Annotated in this window: 15 protein-coding genes; 10 read left to right on the forward strand and 5 right to left on the reverse strand. The window is 40.9% G+C overall.

Annotation, left to right across the window (positions count from 1 at the left end):
* Positions 1 to 241: 241 nt before the first annotated feature.
* From JQC92_RS16010 to JQC92_RS16020, 3 genes are all read left to right on the forward strand, one after another.
* Entirely contained in the window at positions 242 to 640 is a 399-nt protein-coding gene (locus JQC92_RS16010; protein ID WP_205000583.1) for a lysozyme inhibitor LprI family protein, read from the forward strand.
* Positions 641 to 868: 228 nt separating this feature from the next.
* Complete coding sequence (rapA, locus tag JQC92_RS16015; protein WP_205000584.1) at positions 869 to 3,790, forward strand: RNA polymerase-associated protein RapA; 2,922 nt, start codon at positions 869 to 871, stop codon at positions 3,788 to 3,790.
* A 169-nt stretch (positions 3,791 to 3,959) separates the two neighbouring features.
* Positions 3,960 to 4,571, forward strand: coding sequence for a hypothetical protein (locus JQC92_RS16020; protein ID WP_205000585.1), 612 nt, complete (start codon positions 3,960 to 3,962; stop codon positions 4,569 to 4,571).
* Between the two features lie 49 nt (positions 4,572 to 4,620).
* Here the strand turns inward: JQC92_RS16020 and JQC92_RS16025 are convergent, their stop codons facing one another.
* A complete protein-coding gene (locus JQC92_RS16025; RefSeq protein WP_205000586.1) occupies positions 4,621 to 5,424 on the reverse strand; it encodes a crotonase/enoyl-CoA hydratase family protein in 804 nt (267 codons plus the stop codon).
* 379 nt (positions 5,425 to 5,803) lie between these two features.
* Between JQC92_RS16025 and JQC92_RS16030 the strand changes: the two genes are divergently transcribed.
* Positions 5,804 to 6,802, forward strand: a complete 999-nt coding sequence (locus JQC92_RS16030; protein ID WP_205000595.1) for a response regulator — start codon at positions 5,804 to 5,806, stop codon at positions 6,800 to 6,802.
* Positions 6,803 to 6,810: 8 nt separating this feature from the next.
* Positions 6,811 to 7,791, forward strand: a complete 981-nt coding sequence (locus tag JQC92_RS16035) for a GGDEF domain-containing protein (protein WP_205000587.1) — start codon at positions 6,811 to 6,813, stop codon at positions 7,789 to 7,791.
* 8 nt (positions 7,792 to 7,799) lie between these two features.
* Here JQC92_RS16035 and rraB read toward each other — a convergent pair whose 3' ends face one another.
* Together rraB and JQC92_RS16045 are read right to left on the reverse strand one after the other, a co-directional pair.
* Positions 7,800 to 8,189, reverse strand: coding sequence for a ribonuclease E inhibitor RraB (gene rraB / locus JQC92_RS16040; protein WP_205000588.1), 390 nt, complete (start codon positions 8,187 to 8,189; stop codon positions 7,800 to 7,802).
* 61 nt (positions 8,190 to 8,250) lie between these two features.
* Complete coding sequence (locus tag JQC92_RS16045; protein ID WP_205000589.1) at positions 8,251 to 8,967, reverse strand: 1-acylglycerol-3-phosphate O-acyltransferase; 717 nt, start codon at positions 8,965 to 8,967, stop codon at positions 8,251 to 8,253.
* Positions 8,968 to 9,350: 383 nt separating this feature from the next.
* On the opposite strand from JQC92_RS16045, the gene JQC92_RS16050 reads away from it, so the two are divergent.
* The gene (locus JQC92_RS16050; RefSeq protein ID WP_205000590.1) at positions 9,351 to 9,965 is read left to right on the forward strand and encodes a hypothetical protein; all 615 of its coding nucleotides are present in this window, start codon (positions 9,351 to 9,353) and stop codon (positions 9,963 to 9,965) included.
* A 4-nt stretch (positions 9,966 to 9,969) separates the two neighbouring features.
* On the opposite strand, the gene norR is transcribed toward JQC92_RS16050, so the two are convergent.
* Both norR and JQC92_RS16060 read right to left on the reverse strand, forming a co-directional pair.
* Positions 9,970 to 11,523, reverse strand: a complete 1,554-nt coding sequence (gene norR, locus JQC92_RS16055) for a nitric oxide reductase transcriptional regulator NorR (protein WP_205000596.1) — start codon at positions 11,521 to 11,523, stop codon at positions 9,970 to 9,972.
* A 154-nt stretch (positions 11,524 to 11,677) separates the two neighbouring features.
* Positions 11,678 to 13,957 carry a nitric-oxide reductase large subunit gene (locus JQC92_RS16060; RefSeq protein WP_205000591.1) on the reverse strand — a complete coding sequence of 760 codons (2,280 nt, stop codon included), beginning with the start codon at positions 13,955 to 13,957 and terminating at the stop codon, positions 11,678 to 11,680.
* Positions 13,958 to 14,218: 261 nt separating this feature from the next.
* Here JQC92_RS16060 and JQC92_RS16065 point away from each other — a divergent pair, with 261 nt between their 5' ends.
* From JQC92_RS16065 to JQC92_RS16080, 4 genes are all read left to right on the forward strand, one after another.
* Entirely contained in the window at positions 14,219 to 14,632 is a 414-nt protein-coding gene (locus JQC92_RS16065; protein WP_205000592.1) for a PH domain-containing protein, read from the forward strand.
* Between the two features lie 107 nt (positions 14,633 to 14,739).
* Entirely contained in the window at positions 14,740 to 15,939 is a 1,200-nt protein-coding gene (nhaA, locus tag JQC92_RS16070) for a Na+/H+ antiporter NhaA (protein ID WP_205000597.1), read from the forward strand.
* 232 nt (positions 15,940 to 16,171) lie between these two features.
* Positions 16,172 to 17,392: a threonine/serine exporter family protein gene (locus JQC92_RS16075; RefSeq protein WP_205000593.1), complete on the forward strand. Its 1,221-nt coding sequence runs from the start codon at positions 16,172 to 16,174 to the stop codon at positions 17,390 to 17,392.
* 122 nt (positions 17,393 to 17,514) lie between these two features.
* Positions 17,515 to 19,128: a ShlB/FhaC/HecB family hemolysin secretion/activation protein gene (locus tag JQC92_RS16080; RefSeq protein ID WP_205000594.1), complete on the forward strand. Its 1,614-nt coding sequence runs from the start codon at positions 17,515 to 17,517 to the stop codon at positions 19,126 to 19,128.
* Positions 19,129 to 19,392 lie beyond the last annotated feature (264 nt).

Here is a 19,392-nt window from a genome sequence, read left to right on the forward strand (position 1 = left end):
CTTGATGAAAATCATTTTTGACAAGTTAGATATCGACCCGAGTAACGAAAAAGTATCTCAAGTCATCAGTGAACTTGAAGAGTTCGGGGTTATTGCAGCATAAAACTGTCCGCAGTATTGTTTTAGATATTATCCCTATAAAACTATGGGGGATTTAATTTGCAATTTTTAAACTTATGCTTATAACTTAAAGTCAAAAGCAGGCTCGATTCAAGCAAATTTTTCTTCACGGAGCTCAATTATGAAAACCGTTCTCATTGCTACACTCATATTCAGTTCGTCAACCCTCGCTGCAACGGATTGTAAAAACGCCCAGAACACCTTGCAAATTGCTCAATGTAAAGAGCAACAAACCGTACTCGCTAAAAAGCAAATGAAGCAATACCTGCGTAAAGCTAAATCGGCTTACCAGTCTCAACCACAAGCTTCTAAAGCCATTATTGAATCACAAATGCAATGGCAGAATTATGCCAAAGCACAATGTAAAGCCGTCTATCAAATGTTCGCTCAAGGTACGATTGTCAGCATTATGACCGCCGATTGTGATTATCAGACAGTTAAGCAACGCACTCACGATATTTGGCGTGATTTTCTGCAAACATTATCTGGTGACCCACTTTTACCTGAACCCAGTAAATAGGATTGTTTTTAATCAAAGACGGGTATAGGCTTAGGTTCTTGCTGTGAACGTCTGACTCAGTGCGCCACATTTCATGCTATAGACATAAAACGACAGGGCTTGTGATCGCTTTATCAACGGCGAAAACTAAAATAAGTTTCAAAGTTCCACATGCCCTAATGTAAATCTTTTTCCGATGGTATAAGATACGCGCCTTTTGTGAGTCAGCTCGGAGATAAGAGTAAAAAAATGCCGTTTGCATTAGGTCAGCGCTGGATCAGTGATACTGAGTCCGATCTTGGTTTAGGAACCGTTGTTCAAGTTGAAGGTCGCATGGTGACCGTGTTATTCCCCGCCACTGGGGATAATAGAATGTTTTCTCGTGAAGACGCTCCTCTTACTCGTGTTATTTATAACCCCGGTGATGTCGTGGAAAGCCATGAAAGCTGGAAATTAACCATCACAGAGGTTGAAGAACAAAATCAATTGGTTGCCTATAAAGGCACCCGACAAGATACAGGCGAAGAAGTCGTACTTCGTGAAACTTTATTGAATCATAATGTTCGATTCAATAAGCCCCAAGACCGTCTTTTTGCAGGACAAATTGACCGTTTAGATCGTTTTGGTGTTCGTTACCGTTCGCAATTATTACGTCATAAACTCGCAACATCGGATTTACTGGGTCTTCAAGGCGCCCGTGTTGGTTTAATTCCTCACCAACAATGGATTGCCCATGAAGTCGGCCGTCGTTTTGCGCCTCGGGTATTATTGGCCGATGAAGTCGGACTAGGTAAAACCATTGAAGCGGGTTTGATCATCCATCAACAGATACTCACTGGACGAGCTGAGCGCATACTGGTAATTGTTCCTGATTCGTTAAGGCACCAGTGGTTAGTTGAAATGCTGCGTCGGTTTAACCTTAAATTCTCAGTTTTTGATGAAGAGCGCTGCATTGAAGCTTATGCCGACAGTGATAATCCATTCGATACAGAACAACTCATTATTTGTTCGATGGATTTACTGCGAAAGAAAAAGCGTCTAGAACAAGCTGTCGATGCTGATTGGGATTTAATGGTGGTCGATGAAGCTCACCATTTAGAGTGGTCAGAAGACAAACCAAGCCGTCCTTATCAAGTTGTTGAGGCATTAAGTGACGTTGTACCTGGCGTACTTTTACTTACTGCAACACCTGATCAGCTCGGACATCAAAGTCATTTTGCTCGCTTACGCTTGCTCGATCCTGATCGTTTCTACGATTACGAAAGCTTCATTAAAGAAGAAGAAGGTTATCGTGATGTAGCAGTAGCTGCTGAGGCCTTAATGAGTGAAGAAAAACTGTCTAATGAAGCCATCAATAGTTTAACAGAGTTACTGACTGAAAAAGACATCAACCCAAATATTCAAATGATTCAAAGCGATGATGTTGATGCTGAAATGCAACACGCAGCACGTAATGAATTACTTCAAGAATTACTGGATCGTCACGGTACTGGTCGTGTGCTTTATCGTAACAGTCGTGCTTCCGTAAAGGGCTTCCCACAGCGCATTTTTAATCCTCAACCTCAAGTCATGCCAGAGCAATACCGCACCGCAGCACGTGTCAATGCCATGATGTCGACGGGCATGTCAACCGGTACCGCCCAGCTTGAGTTAAAGGTAAAGAAAGCCTTAAGCCCAGAAAAGATTTATCAGGAATTCGATTCTGAAAATTCGGAGTGGTGGAAGTTCGATCCTCGAGTCGACTGGCTGATTGAATTCTTAAAAAATCATCGCAGTCAAAAAGTACTGATTATTGCAAGCCAAGCGGATACGGCACTAAGCCTTGAAGAAGCCCTACGTTTACGTGAAGGCATTCAAGCTACTGTGTTCCACGAGGACATGTCGATCATCGATCGTGATAAGGCCGGGGCTTACTTTGCGCAAGAGGACGGTGGTGCACAAGCGTTAATTTGTTCTGAAATTGGTTCTGAAGGGCGTAACTTCCAATTTGCGAGCCAATTAGTATTGTTTGATTTACCGCTGAATCCAGATTTGCTTGAGCAACGTATTGGACGTCTTGATCGAATTGGTCAACAACACGATGTCAATATTCATTTGCCGTACTTTAAAGATACGGCGCAAGAAGCTCTGATGAATTGGTATCATCAAGGCTTAAATGCATTTGAACTAACGTGTCCATCTGGTCATATGCTGTATAAAGAATTCGCGAGTGAGCTACTTCTTTGCCTAACTACCGGCGACGAAGATGCGATGACACAAGTGATGAATCATACTCAACAACGATACAAAGAGCTCAAGCAAGCTATGGAGCAAGGTCGAGATCGACTGCTTGAAATCAACTCTCATGGTGGTAAAAAATCGCAAGAGTTGGTTGAGCGCTTGGCTAAGCGTGATGAAGATACTGACTTAATTAGTGCGGTGATCCGCTTATGGGATATCATTGGTGTTGATCAAGAAGATAACGGTGAAAACACCATTATCTTAAAGCCAAGTGAACATATGCTGTTCCCAACCTATCCGGGCTTACCTGAAGATGGTATTACCGTTACCTTTGATCGTGAAACTGCACTGTCACGCGATGATATTGCACTTATCACCCAAGAGCATCCCATTGTTCAAACTGGTTTAGATTTAATCACGAGCTCTGAAACAGGCTCTGTGAGTGTGGCGATTTTGAAAAACAAAGCACTGCCAGCAGGCACTCTGTTCTTAGAGTTAATGTATATGGCGGACGCTTCGGCGCCGAAATCTAGCCAACTGTATCGATACTTGCCACCAACGCCAATACGGGTACTATTGGATAAAGCTGGTAATAATCTTTCTGATAAAGTGGACTATGATGGCTTTGATCGTCAGCTCAGTGCCGTAAACCGTCACATTGGTAGTAAACTGGTTACCGCTTCACAAGCTCAAATTCATCCGTTATTACCTAAAGCACAAGAAGTTGCTGAAGAAAAATTAGCGCTATTAGTTCAAGAAGCTCGTGAGTCTATGACGACTCAAATCACGGCTGAACTTGAGCGATTGGAGGCGTTGAAAGCAATTAACCCGAATATTCGTGATGAGGAATTAGAGCACTTACGTGAGCAAATTCAAGAACTGGGTGGTTATATGAATGATTGTCCATTGCAACTTGATGCGATTCGTTTGGTGCTTGTCAGTCACGCTTAACCTAAATCATTGTTAATTCTATAAGGCAGCCAAAAGGTTGCCTTTTTTATAATTTAATCAACACCTAACATCATATACCAATGATAAACATTAAGGCTGAATTAAGTATATTTAAACCCGCTTGATGATACTTTCGACTAAAATAAACAAAAAAGAAGGAATTAACATCATGGCATCAAGCTCAGTTTCTCCCCATAGCTCAACAATCAGTCCGGGCACCTCTGGTCTCTCTACGCCTGTAACCAATAAAACGTCGCTCATCTCGAAAAGCACTGTTGAATTAAAACAAAATAAATTCTCAGTATCAGAAACAGCATTAGACTTGGCAGCTAAGGTGCTCAATTATTTAGATAGAAAATATCAAGTAACACCCACTACTGTCGAACGCTACTCCAAACAAAATGTAGAACCTTATGATGATTTAAAAGCTCAAGTCATCCAAGACTCGATTTCTACATTCCCTTCAAAAGAATCAGGTAAAACAAAATACGGCACATTTAACAATTCTGTTGATATCCAACAAGTTAATCAAGAAGTGCGAAAAACTCATAGCGAACTCAGAAAAATAGAAAATTCAATAACGAAAACGGCTTCGCCTAAACCACCAGAAAGCTATAAACCCTTAACAAAAAAACAAATAGAACAAATAGAACAAGCTCATACAAAAGCAAAACAACCAAAAATCAGCGTTAAAGATAAAACTCAACTGCGAGCAGTTGCTACTAAAGGGCGTCTTCCTTGGACTGTAACAAAACCCAATATAGCGGACATACCCCATTAGGCAATGGCTCTAAATCCGTTTATGAAACACAAGCCGCAATAACTCATTATTATTTAAACCGCCTGTGATGATAAGGTGCGGATTTATCCATTGTTTGACGATAAACGGCTCTACGTTGATTTCCACCCAAGAGCAATTTGATTTGATACCATGTTTCACGTCTCAATAAACTTTGGACACTTGCAGACCAGTTTCGATGATAACTTTTTTTTATCCCTGCCAAGGCATCAGGCGATCGTGTTCTAAGCTGTTCAATCAATTTAGCCACTTCAGATTCGATATCAGCCGTGACCTGAGTCACAAGCCCATATTCAAGCGCCTTGTTAGCATCAATAATTTCGGATGTCATCGTCAACTTCATTGCCTTATCTTTCGGCATGATGTGACGTAAATTAGCCAACCCAGCCATGTCTGGCATCAGCCCCCATTTGCTTTCCATAATAGAAAAGTCACTGTCAGGCGATACGATCCGAAAATCGGCTCCCAGTGCAATTTGCATCCCACCTCCATAACAATGCCCACTAATCTGAGCAATGACAGGGACAGGTAAACGTTGCCAATTAATGGAAACCCGCTGTGCTAAGTTGGCATTTCCTGGTAACCATTTCCATAGCAATCTCAGTGCAGACACTTTTGAGGCCATTACAGACTTGATATCAAGACCACTGCAAAAGTGTTCTCCTTTCCCTGTGATAACGACTGCCCGCAATGTTCTGTCATCTTTTAACCTTCGATAAGCGCTGTCCAACTCTTTGAACATTTGAAAATTAAGTGCATTCATTTTTTCTGGGCGGTGTAAAACAACAAACGCAACCTGATCTTCAATGAATAATTTAATATTTTGAAATGACATACTTTTCAACCCGTGAGTATACGTATTATAAGGTGTCAATTGACGAGGCAAAATCACCTCAATAATAAATAGAGTAAAAACACAAGCTTACCTAAAATAAGATTAATTATCACTCAAGGCAAAAATTGATCACTTTTTAACCCAAAAAACATTATTTAAACAAGTTCTTTGGTACATCGTTAATTTTAGGTATACCATTCACTTATAAATTGACTATCGTCAAAATATTGCCAAACAACAAATAAAGTAAGACATGCTTCAAAAACTAGAACCCTGTTTTTGAATCAATCTAAACGCATTGATGTCAAAGCATGATGATTAGCGTCTACAATAATAAAAATCACCCATGAGTGATGGCAAAGAAGGACTCGTTCAACCCATGACCACCCAGGTATTAATCTGCGATGATTCAGCAATGGCACGCAAGCAAATGGCTCGAGTATTGCCAAAGGACTGGGATGTGTCGATTACTTTTGCGCAAAATGGTATGGAAGGACTCGAAGCCATTAAAGCCGGTAAAGGTGAAGTTGTATTTCTCGACTTAACCATGCCCGTGATGGATGGCTTTCAAGTTTTAAAAACGGTTCAAAAACTCGACCTGCCAGCAATGATTATCGTCGTCTCTGGCGACATTCAACTTAAAGCCTATGAAAAAGTTAAATCATTAGGCGCAATCGACTTCATTCAAAAACCTATCAGCACTGAAGCGCTAAGTCATATTTTGCAAGAATACGGCATATACAATGGCAACTATAATGCGCAAGCTGATGATGCTCCAATGATCAAAGTTGACCTGCGCGATGCCTGCCAAGAAATTGCTAATGTTGCGATGGGCCGTGCTGCTGATCTGTTAGCTAAACTGCTTGATATTTATGTTCCATTACCAATTCCGACGGTTAATGTGCTTGAAGTCAGCGAACTGACAATGGCATTAAAAGCGACAGAGAATGACAAACAAATTTCAGCACTTTGCCAAGGATTTATTGGTGCCGGCGTTGCTGGTGAAGCCTTACTGCTATTTCATGATTCTAGCCTTGATGACATGGCGAAGCTAATGAACATTAATCATCCTGATTCGAGCCAAGCTGAAATTGAAGTATTAATCGATACTGGAAACGTTCTCATCGGTGCATTTTTAAATGGTATTTCTGAACAATTACACATGCCGTTCAGCCAAAGTCACCCTGTTGTATTAGGTCGGCATTGTACCGCTAATGAGCTCATTCATGACAATGCAGAGAAATGGCAACGAACATTGGCAATGGAAATTAATTATTGTATTCAAGATCATAATATTCAGTGCGACTTGCTGTTGTTGTTTACAGAAGATTCACTGCCTACGATGACCAACAAACTCAGCTATTTGCTTGAATCATAGGAGTTGCGATGTCTACAGATGATACCCATATAAGCGAGTTTCATTGGTTGATTGACATGGTGCAAACCATTGAAGTTGGCATTGTTGTTTTAGATAAGAATTACAACATAAAGCTGTGGAACAGCTTTATGGAAAACCACAGCGGTGTATCACCCAATGATTTAAAAGATAAAAACCTCTTTGAAGAGTTCCCAGATCTTGAAGCTAATTGGCTTAAGCAGAAAATGGAATCTGTTTTTCTGCTTAGAAACCGCTCTTTTATAAGCTGGGAACAACGACCGTTTGTCTTTAAGTTTAAAAACTTTCGTCCAATAACGGGGCGTGCTGAGCATATGTATCAAAATGTCACGCTTCAGCCTCTGATGTCTTTAACAGGTGAAGTGTCACACATTAGTCTCATTATTTATGATGTCACTGATATTGCTGTCGGTAAATTACAGCTTAACAGTGCTAATAAAATTTTAGAGCGGCTGAGTCAAACTGACGAACTGACACAACTTCATAATCGTCGTCACTGGCAACAGTGTATGGAAATAGAGTTTGAACGCTTTAATCGTTATGATTCTCCTGCCAGTTTAGTGATGCTAGATATTGATCACTTCAAGAAAATCAATGACCAATTCGGGCATCAAACCGGAGATATTGTCATTCAAAGAATCGCACATCTACTCAATCAGTCATTAAGGGAAACCGATTGTGCTGGCCGTTATGGCGGCGAAGAATTTGGCGTGGTTCTGGCCGGTACAGATAGTGCTGACGCAATTTGTTTTACTGAAAGGTTGCGAAAAAAAATAGAAGCACTTGAATTTAATATCGAAGGTGAATCTTTTAATGTCACCATCAGTCTAGGTATATGCGATTTGGATGAGTCAATAAAAGACAGTCTAATGTGGGTATCTCAGGCAGATAAAGCATTATATCGTGCAAAACTTAACGGCCGAAATCGCAGTGTTATCTATCGAAAGTCAGCCGAAAAACATTTACATTAGTTTATTGATTAGTGAAGAACAGGCGGCTCTTCTTGAGGGCCGTTTTCATCCATAAAATAGGTTCCCCAACCGTCATAATCCACTTTTAACTTTACCGCTAATTGCACAAGTTGCTCAGTGGCTTTATCCAAAAGTTCAACATCTAATTCGTGATGAGCAACGGCGTCAAAACAGAAAATAGTACTGCCATCTTCCAGTTCAAACTCTTCAGCATCTGAAACATCATAACCCAGTTTAAATGCCTCTACTGCCGCTTTTTCAAGACGGTCAAAGCTGCGACAGGACATATGATGCTCAATAATATACTCCACATCAGGTAAAGAACCGTCCGCCAGTAGCTCATCAACAATTGCTCGATTTTCTGTAAATTGCTCTTTGAGCAAACGTTCAACAGACATAAAAAACTCCAATGTAAAAATATCTCACCAATTTTACTGAGATAAATTTTTCTTTGCCAGTTTATTTTAGCTTTGCAACCTCATGATCTAACTGTTCTAACTTAGCTTTCATTTGATGAAATACGGTTTCTGAGAGTTGTTTCACATCTGATTTCGCTAACCCTTCCGTTGCTACTGGCTCCATCATTTCAATGATTACTGTACCATTATTCCAACGGTTTAACTTGATATCATTTTGAGAGCTTGCAACCACAGGAACAACGGGGGCACCCGAAGCAATTGCCGTGTGAAATGCGCCTGATTTTAAAGGCAGTAAACCACGACCTCTTGAACGCGTGCCTTCAGGGAAAACCCAAACAGACAGTTTTTCATCACGAACTTTCTTAGCCGCTTTTGCCATCGTACTTACAGCGCTATGACGGTTTTTTCTGTCAATGAGGATATTGCCAGATAGCCAATACAATTGGCCGAAAAAAGGTATCCAAGCAAGACTTTTTTTGCCGATGCTGACCGTGCCTTTTGGGACAACGGCAGTGTGAGTGAATATGTCATAATTATTTTGATGATTAGCAACATAAACATTAGGAGCTGGAGGTAAAACCTTAGGCAGTCTCACCACTAACTTTATACCCAAAACGGTGCTGACTTTAGAAAAAATTTGAGCTAACACATGTACATTATCACGGTGACGAGGTCTTAACAGACAATATAAACCACTAAAAACAAAAACCGTAACTAACGCAATAGCTAAAATTAAACAGCGAACAACTAACAGCACAATACACTCCTATAACAAAGTCGCCGCTAGTATACGTTAATCTCTGTTCAAGGTCAGAGCTGTTTTCAACTTTTTACCACTGATGTTCTTAATGCAAAACTCATTAGGGTGACACTTGTTAGCTGTATTCATTATCTTAACGGCAGTGTTAACGACTTTAAATGAATACAGATTCATCATGAATTAACAACCAATCAATTTCAAACAACCTTATTTAGGTTAATGTGAGTGACATGATCAATTCACGAGAGTTTATTATGGCTTGTAATCCCATTAGCCTTGAAATGACAGGTATTGCCTAACACAGCACTGAAGAGTCATGCCCTTTAGAATCACTTCCACAAACGTTATCGAACTTCGATGTAAAAATCATCGGCTGTTCATTGTCGAATGTGAAAGAGTCTTTTTACTCTGCGATAAAATCACTCTGTAGTTTCTTTACTTCATCGTTTACTTTTAACAAGAGTGAAAGGGCGACTGAATCACTTCCTCATCAGTATCAAATATCTCAACCATCACAAACAGCCTCTGCTTCACAACCAAAAGAGTCATATAACATGCCTGGGGTAGCATTGAAGCTCGAAGCTGGGGTAACATTGAAGCTGGAAGATAGATACCCCAACCTTAACCTCAAAGCTAATGATAAATCTTTACTGTCAGGATTTGACTTTTACAAAGGTGCGAGAACAGACGTGGACCATATGGCAAAAATGCTCGATATAGACAAGCGAACATTGAACCAAATTTCCTTCACCAAAAGAGCATTGAAAGCTGTAGGACAATGCAAAATCAAGCTCGAAATACCCTTAAGTAAAGGGCAACATCAATCAGTTGAAATGACACCATATCAGTTACTTACTATGGTTGAGCACAACGATATCACGGATAGAAAATTATTAGCTGACTTAGCCCAACAGATGGCAAGCCAACTTAAAGGTGTTGAGTGTAACGGAGCATCATACATCACAGAAATGATCCAAAATAAATTGAAAGACTAACCTTCTAGCCTTTCAGTTCCAGTCGCTTAGCTAAGCGGTGTAAGTTACCTGGATCAAGCTTTAGATAGCGTGCAGTTGCAGCCCAATTATTATTGTTCTCGTCTAGTACTTGCTTGATGTAATCTGATTGAAATTCATCAACAGCTTGCTTCAAACTTAAGCCTTTAATTACCTTCATTGCTGACGAGTTCGTGATATGAGTTGATTGTTGCGCATCGGTTGTAGCGCCTGACAATTCAAAATGCTGTGGCTTGATGGTACAAAGCCCTTCACCAGAATGCGCTTGTGCAATAATGGCTGCACGATGAATAGCATGATCCAATTCACGTACGTTTCCAGGCCAAACATAATGGTTCAGCAACACTAAACTGCTCGGTGCTAATTTCAGATGCTTCAAACCTAGTTTTTGACGATAACGTTCAATAAAGAAACCACTGAGTAAGGTGATATCTCCTTCTCGCTCTCTGAGTGATGGTACTTGTACTGGAAAAACGCTCAAACGATGATAAAGATCAGGCCTAAAACGCCCTTCTATCACTTCTGTTTTTAAATCTTTATTGGTCGCAGCAATGATTCTTACATCAACTTGCAGGCTTCGATCGTCGCCAATCTTTTGAATGTCACCGTATTGAAGTACTCGTAATAATTTAGCTTGTAAGGCTAACGGTAATTCTCCAATCTCATCGAGGAATAACGTGCCTTTATCCGCCATTTCGAACTTGCCACTGCGATGGCTAATTGCCCCAGTAAACGCACCTTTCACATGACCAAATAACTCACTTTCAGCAACACTCTCAGGTAAAGCTGCACAGTTCAGATAGATTAAAGGCTGCTCAGCACGGCGTGATTTTTGATGAATAGAACGGGCAACAAGTTCTTTACCCGTGCCAGTTTCTCCAGTAATTAGCACATTTAAATCGCTGTGTGCGACAACGGCTATCTCTTGAAGTAAGTTTCGCATTAATTGCGATTGGCCAATCATTTCAGAATCTTGATTGTGCTCATTCAAGCTTGAAACAGCAGCGTTGTTGGATTGATCTTTTATCGCACGCTGCTCGAGTTTTTCCATCATCAATGCATTGTTGAGTGAAACAGCCGCAATGGCGCTCAAGCTTCTTAATTCAAAATCACTGAATTGATCAAATCGCTTTGGGTTAAATGAATCAATGGTAATTGCGCCAATTAACCTTTCATTGGCAAATAGGGGTAAGCCGATACAAGCGTGAACTTTAAGTTCATCACCTTGGTTTGGAATCAGTCCGTCGTAAGGATCATCTAAATCACTGTCTGCAGGAAACCGAACTATGTCACCCGCACGCGCCACAGCTTCAAGTCTTGGATGTTCATTTAAAACAAATCGGCGACCCAATACGTCATCATGTAATCCCTTGATGGCCAATGGAGAAAAGTATTCGCCGTGATAGGACAACAGTGCTGCTGCATCGCAATGTAAGTTTTGACGGATGGTATCCAACAAGCGTGAAAAGCGATCGCGGTTCGCTAACCCTGAGGTGATATCTAACGCAATACGCGTCAAATCAGATTGGTTCAGAGCCATAACGGTATCCCCTGTTATTTGGGACTGAGCGAACATAGTAGAATCTCCATCGTCAATATTACATTGGTCACTTTAACACTGAGGTAATATTCAGAATTTGATCCACATTAAAAAAGGAGCCCAAATGAGCTCCTTATATTGATTAATAATTAACTTATGCGATCTGCGACACGTCACGCTCAGATTTTGATGCTATAACAGCTTTCTTTATCAGGTCGAATAAGAATACACCGATAAACAAGCCACCAAATGCGAAAACTACATCACCAATCGTTCTTAACCATACTAAGTTTTCTACCACTTCACTGTGAATAACTGCTGGAGAACGAGCATACCAATAGCCATTTTCAATAACGGCGAAGAATTGGATTAGTCCCATTGGTAAGAGTGACATAAATACCATTGCTGCTAGGCCAATATTCAAGCTCCAGAAGGCTTTTTTCACTAATCTTTCGTTCCATTCAAGATTACCTGTTAATCCACGTAAGCAGAACAGCATCAAGCCAATACCAAGCATCCCGTACACCCCCATAAATGCAGCGTGGCCGTGAGTTGCTGTTAAGTTTAGGCCTTGAACAAAGTACAGTGAAATCGGTGGGTTGATCAGGAACCCAAGCATACCAGCACCGACTAAGTTCCAGAATGCGGTTGCAACGAAGAACATGATGGCCCAGTGATAACGCTCCATCCAAGGGCTAGCTTTGCGTAAACGATAAGTTTCAACGGCTTCGAAGCCGATTAATGCCAGTGGCACAACTTCTAATGCTGAGAACATCGCACCCCAAGCAATAACGGAAGTTGGTGCACCCGTAAAGTAAAGGTGATGCAAAGTACCAATCAGACCACCTGTTAAGAAAATAACAGTGGCGAACAATACGGCACCATTAGCACTGCGACCACGAATCAGTCCTAGACGTACCAACATCAATGCTATAACTGATGTTGCAAAAGTTTCAAAGAAACCTTCTACCCATAAATGAACCACCCACCAGCGCCAGTACTCGGCAATCGCTAAGTTAGTGTGTTTGCCCATAAACAGGCCTGCACCATAAAATAGACCAATGGCGACACAAGAGGCGTACAGAATCCAGATAACTGGACGTAATTCACCTTTCTCTTTTAATGCAGGGCGAATTGAAGCCGTAACTAAGGCTAGCCAAATCAATAAACCGCCCAATAGCAGTACTTGCCATACGCGACCTAAATCAATGTACTCATAACCTTGATGACCGAACAAGAAGTTCATGTCTAGGTCAAAATATTGTTGAACACCTAACCATTCACCAGTCATTGACCCCAGTACAACAATGACCAATGCAACCCAAAGCACGTTCACCCCTAGGCGTTGGAACTTAGGCTCATACTTTGATAATGCAGGTGCAATATACAGACCTGTTCCAAGCCATGCCGTTGCAATCCAAAATACGGCTAGCTGAGTATGCCATGTACGAGTCACTGAATAAGGTAGGATTTCTGCGAGCGGGAAGCCATAAAAATCTTGACCTTCAACCGCATAGTGAGCCGTAATACTACCCAAGAAAATTTGCAGTAAAAACAAACCAATCGCAGTAACAAAGTATTTATAGACGGCTTTTTGCGACGGTGTCGGCTTATTCAAAAACAGCGGATCTTGCTTTGCTGGCTCTGGTAGTGGGTCGTGCTTGGTGCTGGCATGGTGCCAAATCAGTGCGCCAACCCCTGCAATTAAAAACACGATACTTAAAATAGACCAAACGATATTATCTGACGTTGGTTTATTGCCGATTTGAGGATCATAAGGCCAGTTATTGGTAAAAGTGTAATCTTCGCCTTTGCGTTCAGTGATCGCCGCCCATGCGCCCCAGAATAAGAAAGCATTAAGTTGCTCACGACGGGCAAGATCTGGCACAGTACCTTCTTTCATGGCGTACTGTTCACGCAGGCTCGCCAGTTTCGGATCGCTGCCAAAAAGTGACAAATAATGTTGAGACACAACATTAATTGCAGCGATACGGGTGTCAGACAAAATAACCTTGATGGTGTCATCCGCATTTTTAGTAACGGTATTCTTGCGAATATCTTCACGTAATAACTGTTCTAAGCCTGCTTGCTTACTCGTGTCCAGGGCATCAAAATTTACACCAAACTCTTGCTGAGCTTTAATGTTCAACCATGCGCCGGCTTCACGATGAAGCCAATCTGCGGTCCAATCAGGTGCCACGTATGAACCATGCCCCCAAACTGATCCTAACTGATGTCCGCCCATCGAGCGCCAAACAAGTTGTCCTTGCTCAACATCGTTGCTACTGAAAATAACATCACCTGACGTGCTGCTGTATTCGGTTGCGATTGGCGGTTTCGTTTGATAAATCTCACTACCTAAACTGAGTAGCACCGTAAAGGAGGCCACCAGCACCATGAGCAGCGCTATGGCGGTAATCTTCTGTTTGCTCATACAAGCCCCTTGCATCTATTGTTTCCCGAAATGAATTAGCTTGTATATTGCTCAGATCATGCCAACTTTGTAATAGACTGATTTTAAATGACTTAACCAATGTGCGAGCGTGATAATTGTTAAAAACACAACCAGGTATAGATCGTCATTTTTACACAAGTGTCATTTGGACATTAAAAGTGATATTCAGGTTAATTAGTTGCTAGAAGCGGTTAAATATCATACTGTGATATAGTGATGAATTCGTAATCAGGGAGCATCGTGAAAGTGAAGGTTTTTGTTTCAAAAATAGATCATTGGTTGTTAATGCTAATTTTAGCTTGTGTTGTTCTTTGTACATTAGCCGCAGCCAAGCTTTTAGGAACCGAACTCACTTTACATAACTCCTTATTTGCTTCGATCATTTTATTTCTTGGTGTTGTTTTTCCCTTATGGCTCCTCGGTAGTACCCGCTATTATATCAATCAACAAAAAAATAAGCTGATCATCACTAGTGGTCCGTTCAAATGGCGCATCGACATCGAATCCATTACGTCAATCAAAGAAACACGCAATCCCATATCAAGCCCAGCTCTGTCTCTGGATAGATTAATGATCAATTATGGTAAGCATCAACAAATCATAATTTCACCGAAACTTAAACACGAGTTCTTGGTCGCTCTCGCCAAAGACTGATCACTTTTCTCGAATTTTAGACATAAAATGTCAATTTATGTGGGAAATACCCGACCATTTTGCTATGGTTTTCTTTATTAAGTGCCTTATGGAGAACCATGCTTAAAATGGAAAATACTAAACCTGCTTTTATCAGTGATTTTTTCAAATTAGAATCCGCTGGCGGGATCATATTAATGATTGCTGCGATGCTAGCGATCATTATTGCTAATACACCGCTAGAGCCTTATTACCAGCTACTTCTCAGTACTCCTGTAGAAGTTAAAGTAGGCGCTTTGGAGGTTGCTAAACCACTGTTGTTATGGATAAACGATGGCTTAATGGCCGTATTCTTCTTGATGGTTGGCTTAGAGCTCAAACGTGAACTCATGGAAGGTGAGCTGTCTAACAAGGAAAGCATTATTTTACCTGCGGTTGGCGCTGTAGGTGGCATGGCAATACCCGCACTCATATACTTGTATTTTAATCACGATGATCCAACGGCGCAAAATGGTTGGGCGATACCTGCAGCAACAGATATTGCATTTGCGTTAGGCATACTCGCAATACTTGGAAGTAAAGTACCTACATCCATTAAGATTTTTTTAACGTCATTGGCAATTTTTGATGATATTGGGGCCATCGTAATTATTGCTTTATTTTATACCTCCAAGATCTCCATTACGGCATTGATAGTTGTTGCACTTTGTATCCCCGTGTTAGCCAGCATGAATCGCAGTAATGTTATCGCTAAAAGTCCATACATTCTTGTCGGCATCATTATGTGGATTGCGACGTTAAAATCAGGCGTTCATGCCACTTTAGCTGGTGTTGTTTTAGCTTTATTTATTCCGCTCAATACCAAAGACAATGACGCCTCATCACCACTGAAAACCATGGAGCATGATTTACACACTGTCGTCGCATTTTTTGTATTACCCATTTTCGCATTTGCGAATGCTGGAATTTCGCTCTCCGGTGTGAATGCCGAAATGCTATTACACCCAGTCCCTATTGGTATTGCTCTTGGTCTTATTGTCGGCAAACAGGTCGGTATTTTTGGTATTTGTGCTCTCTTTATAAAAATGAAGATCGCTAAAATGCCAAACAATATGACATGGGCAAGTTTGTACGGTACTTCTGCATTGTGTGGTATTGGCTTTACAATGAGTTTATTTATTGGCTCTCTGGCATTTGAAGAGTCAGGAATTAACCGAATGTTCGACGAGCGATTGGGTATTATCCTTGGTTCTGTAATTTCAGGCATCATTGGCTACCTAATTTTAAAGGTGACCCTAAAAGATCCATTGAAGCATTCGGATTCATAAAATTGACATGTAAAAAGGTTACTGTCTGCCAAACTAAATACGCAGTAACCTTTTCAGTTTTAATAGAAAAATAGCCTTTACGATTTAGATTTGAAAAAAAGTGCATATTTTTCATTTTTTTCTAGCAAAAAATCGACAAAATAAGTTAATATTCGCGCAATTTTTAAATAGTACAATCCATTGATTTGCGTGGATTGGTTATAGGTTAATTGCAATTTATTAGGCTTAGACGTTGAACGATCAAGAATTCCGCATAAAACGCAAGTTTATCATTAAGCTTGGCAAAGCACTTCATAAGTTCGGAACACCCGCTTACCGACTTGAAGCTCACTTAATGAAAGTTTCTCGCTGCTTAGGGTTAGAAGGTAATTTTGTTATCTTTCCAACCTCAATGACATTTGTATTGCACCATGATGCTGAACAAGAATACAACCACCTTGCGCGCGTTAAGCCAGGCGAGTTGGATTTAGGCGCATTGGCACGAACCGATGAATTGGTAGACGAGTTAATATCAGGACAACGCAATTTAAATGAAGCGTTAGAGCGCATTGACGAAATTGCGGACAAACCCAATCCGTATGGTTCACTTCTGACCTTTTTTGCCTTTGGTTTATCAGCAGGTGCCTTTGCTATGCTGATGGACACCAGTTGGAACGACGTAATTTGGTCTGGGTTATTGGGCTTTATCGTTTATGGACTGGTGCATGTTGCTGAACGTTCGAGCAAAATGGCTGAAATGCTAGAACCTTTAGCGGCCATCATGTGCGCATTTTTAAGCTGTTTCATTGCCACTTATGACCCCAGTATTAATATTCCTGTAGTGATCCTTTCGGGCATTATTGTATTCGTCCCAGGCTTGGCATTAACAATAGGGTTAGCTGAGCTCGCATCACGAGACTTAATATCCGGTACAGCAAGGATCATGGATGCCGTGATGTTGTTGTTTAAGCTCTACTTTGGCGCATTTTTAGGGTTAGCACTCGGTCACGCTTTATTTGGAGTTGTTCCTGTAACAGAACCTACGCTTCTCCCTAATGGTGCAGTTTGGGCTGCGGTTCCATTATTGTCGATTGCACTCGCCATCATGTTTAAAACCCGAGTGAAAGATGCACCATGGGGTATTTTAGCCGGTATAATCGCTTTCTCATTTGCTATGCTCGGTGGTTATTTCATTGGCGATTCAATTGGTATTTTCTTTGGTGCTTTAGCCGTCGGAATGTATTCAAACTTATTTGCCCGTTGGATGAAGGCTCCAGCTTCGATTGCCCTATTACAAGGTATCGTTATTTTGGTACCAGGAAGTAAAACTTACATAGGATTAAATGCACTTATCTCTGGTGAAACCATGCTTAATCAGGTAGAGATAGGTTCACAAATTTTCTTGATCTTTATGTCATTAGTGGCAGGACTGATTTTTGCCAACGTTGCGGTTCCACCAAGACGTAATTTGTAATGGCCTTGAGCTACTGCTTCACAGCAGTAGCTCCTTCTCTATAAAATCTAAAAACTGTATTTTCTTGACTATCCTTTAATAAATGTGTGTTATTTGTTCAATACCATTTTAAAGGAGCAAGCATGACTTTTAGTCGATACTTAGTAATAACGTTTTTATTACTTTGTAAATATACAGTCGCTTATGCTGCGCCAACGGTAAAGCAAAATGACACTTTTACCGTCGACAAAATTATCGTCATCAACCACTCTATTTTTGATGAAAGCGCCGATAACGCCTTTTTTATTCATCATTGGGCCAATGAACTGCACACCAACACGCGCCCGAAAATCATTTTAGATAGGCTTAACTTTGCTGAAAAGGATGCAGTAGATTCACAAGACATCGCTGAAGCTCAGCGAGTCCTAAGAAGACTGCCATACATTCGTGACGCCAAAGTATATATTGCCAAACCCGACCCTGACGCTGATATGAAGATCAAAGGTAAAACCATTGTGGTAGAAACTTGGGATAATTGGTCATTACTCCCCACAGCAAACTTCAGCCACAGCAATGGTGAAAGTAAGTATTCATTGGGGGTTAAAGAAGATAACTTAGTCGGCTTGGGCATTGGCACGAGTTTTCAATACCAATCTAACAGAGATAGAAAGGGCTACCTCTTTGGTGTGTCTGCGCCTGTGAAGTGGGTTAAACATGCAGATGTCAGTGCGAATTATTACGATAATAGTGATGGCAAAGCAATCAACTTTAGCTTTAATAAGCCTTTTTATACTCTGGAAGGCACTCACAGTTATTCAGTAGATTATAACGATGAGCAACGCATTGATACCATACGCCAAAATGGTAAAGATGTTGAACAATTCGCGCATGATATTCATCAAGCCAGCATTAATTATGGTTGGCTGCTCTCTCACGACAGTGAACAGCTATCAAGAATATCGGTTGGTGTAACTCAGGACAAACACGAGTTTAGTTCTGCTAACGTGTCAGAGCAACGCCCAGCTGACAGAGACTTTTTATATCCTTGGGTAAACTATCAGTTTATTCAGGATGACTTTCGGGTTTTACAAAACGTTCGCCTAATACATAAAAACGAAGACATCAATTTAGGTTGGCAACATAGCTTCACTCTCGGGTTCGAAACTCAAGATACAAGACCTAATAGTGAGTTGGGGTACCATTTAAATTGGTCTACTTCTAAAGGTTATCAACGTAAGCAACATTTGTTTTTGATGAACTTAAATGGTGAAGGTCATTTCAATACATCCCAACAAGACTATTATCGGATGAATTTAACTGGTGAATACTTTTATCATTTTACGCCTAAATGGATTGGTTACGGAAAAGCGCGTTTTACTGCTTCCCAACACTTACCCCTGGATCAACTTAATACGTTGGGTGATGAAACAGGCGTACGTGGTTATCCAGATGACTATCAACATGGTGATAATTCTTGGTTAGCCACTGCAGAGATCAGATATATACCTAATGTCAATTTGTATCAGCTTGCCGATCTGGGTTGGGCCTTTTTTACGGATGTCGGCAAAACCTCTGGCGGGAGAGCGAAATTAAATGAGCAACGAGGCATAATTGGCAGCGTGGGGATTGGCGCAAGGTTATATTCATCAAAAGCCAGCTACGGTAATGTTGCTCACATTGATTTAACCTACCCTTTCACCTCTGGCACAGATGTGGGTGGATTTGAGTGGCGCTTTGAAGTAAGGCGACAATTTTAAAATTATTTGGGGCTGTTGATATTTTCAGCAATAATTATTTTTGACGATAACAAAGCGGAACAAGCGTTATTTAGTTATTCTAAATGAGCGCAGTGACAATGCCGATAGCGTTAAAAATAACCATTGCCCTTCGGGCTGAGTCTATACCCATGATACTTGAAGATGCATGTTTCAGGACTTTTTCAGCGCCAATTCTTTGAGGCGCATTAGCGAAGGAATATCGGGATTCTTTCGAGCTAATGTAACAAAGAAGAATTGGCGCTG

This window comes from Parashewanella hymeniacidonis (assembly GCF_016900895.1).
GTDB lineage: Bacteria > Pseudomonadota > Gammaproteobacteria > Enterobacterales > Shewanellaceae > Parashewanella > Parashewanella hymeniacidonis.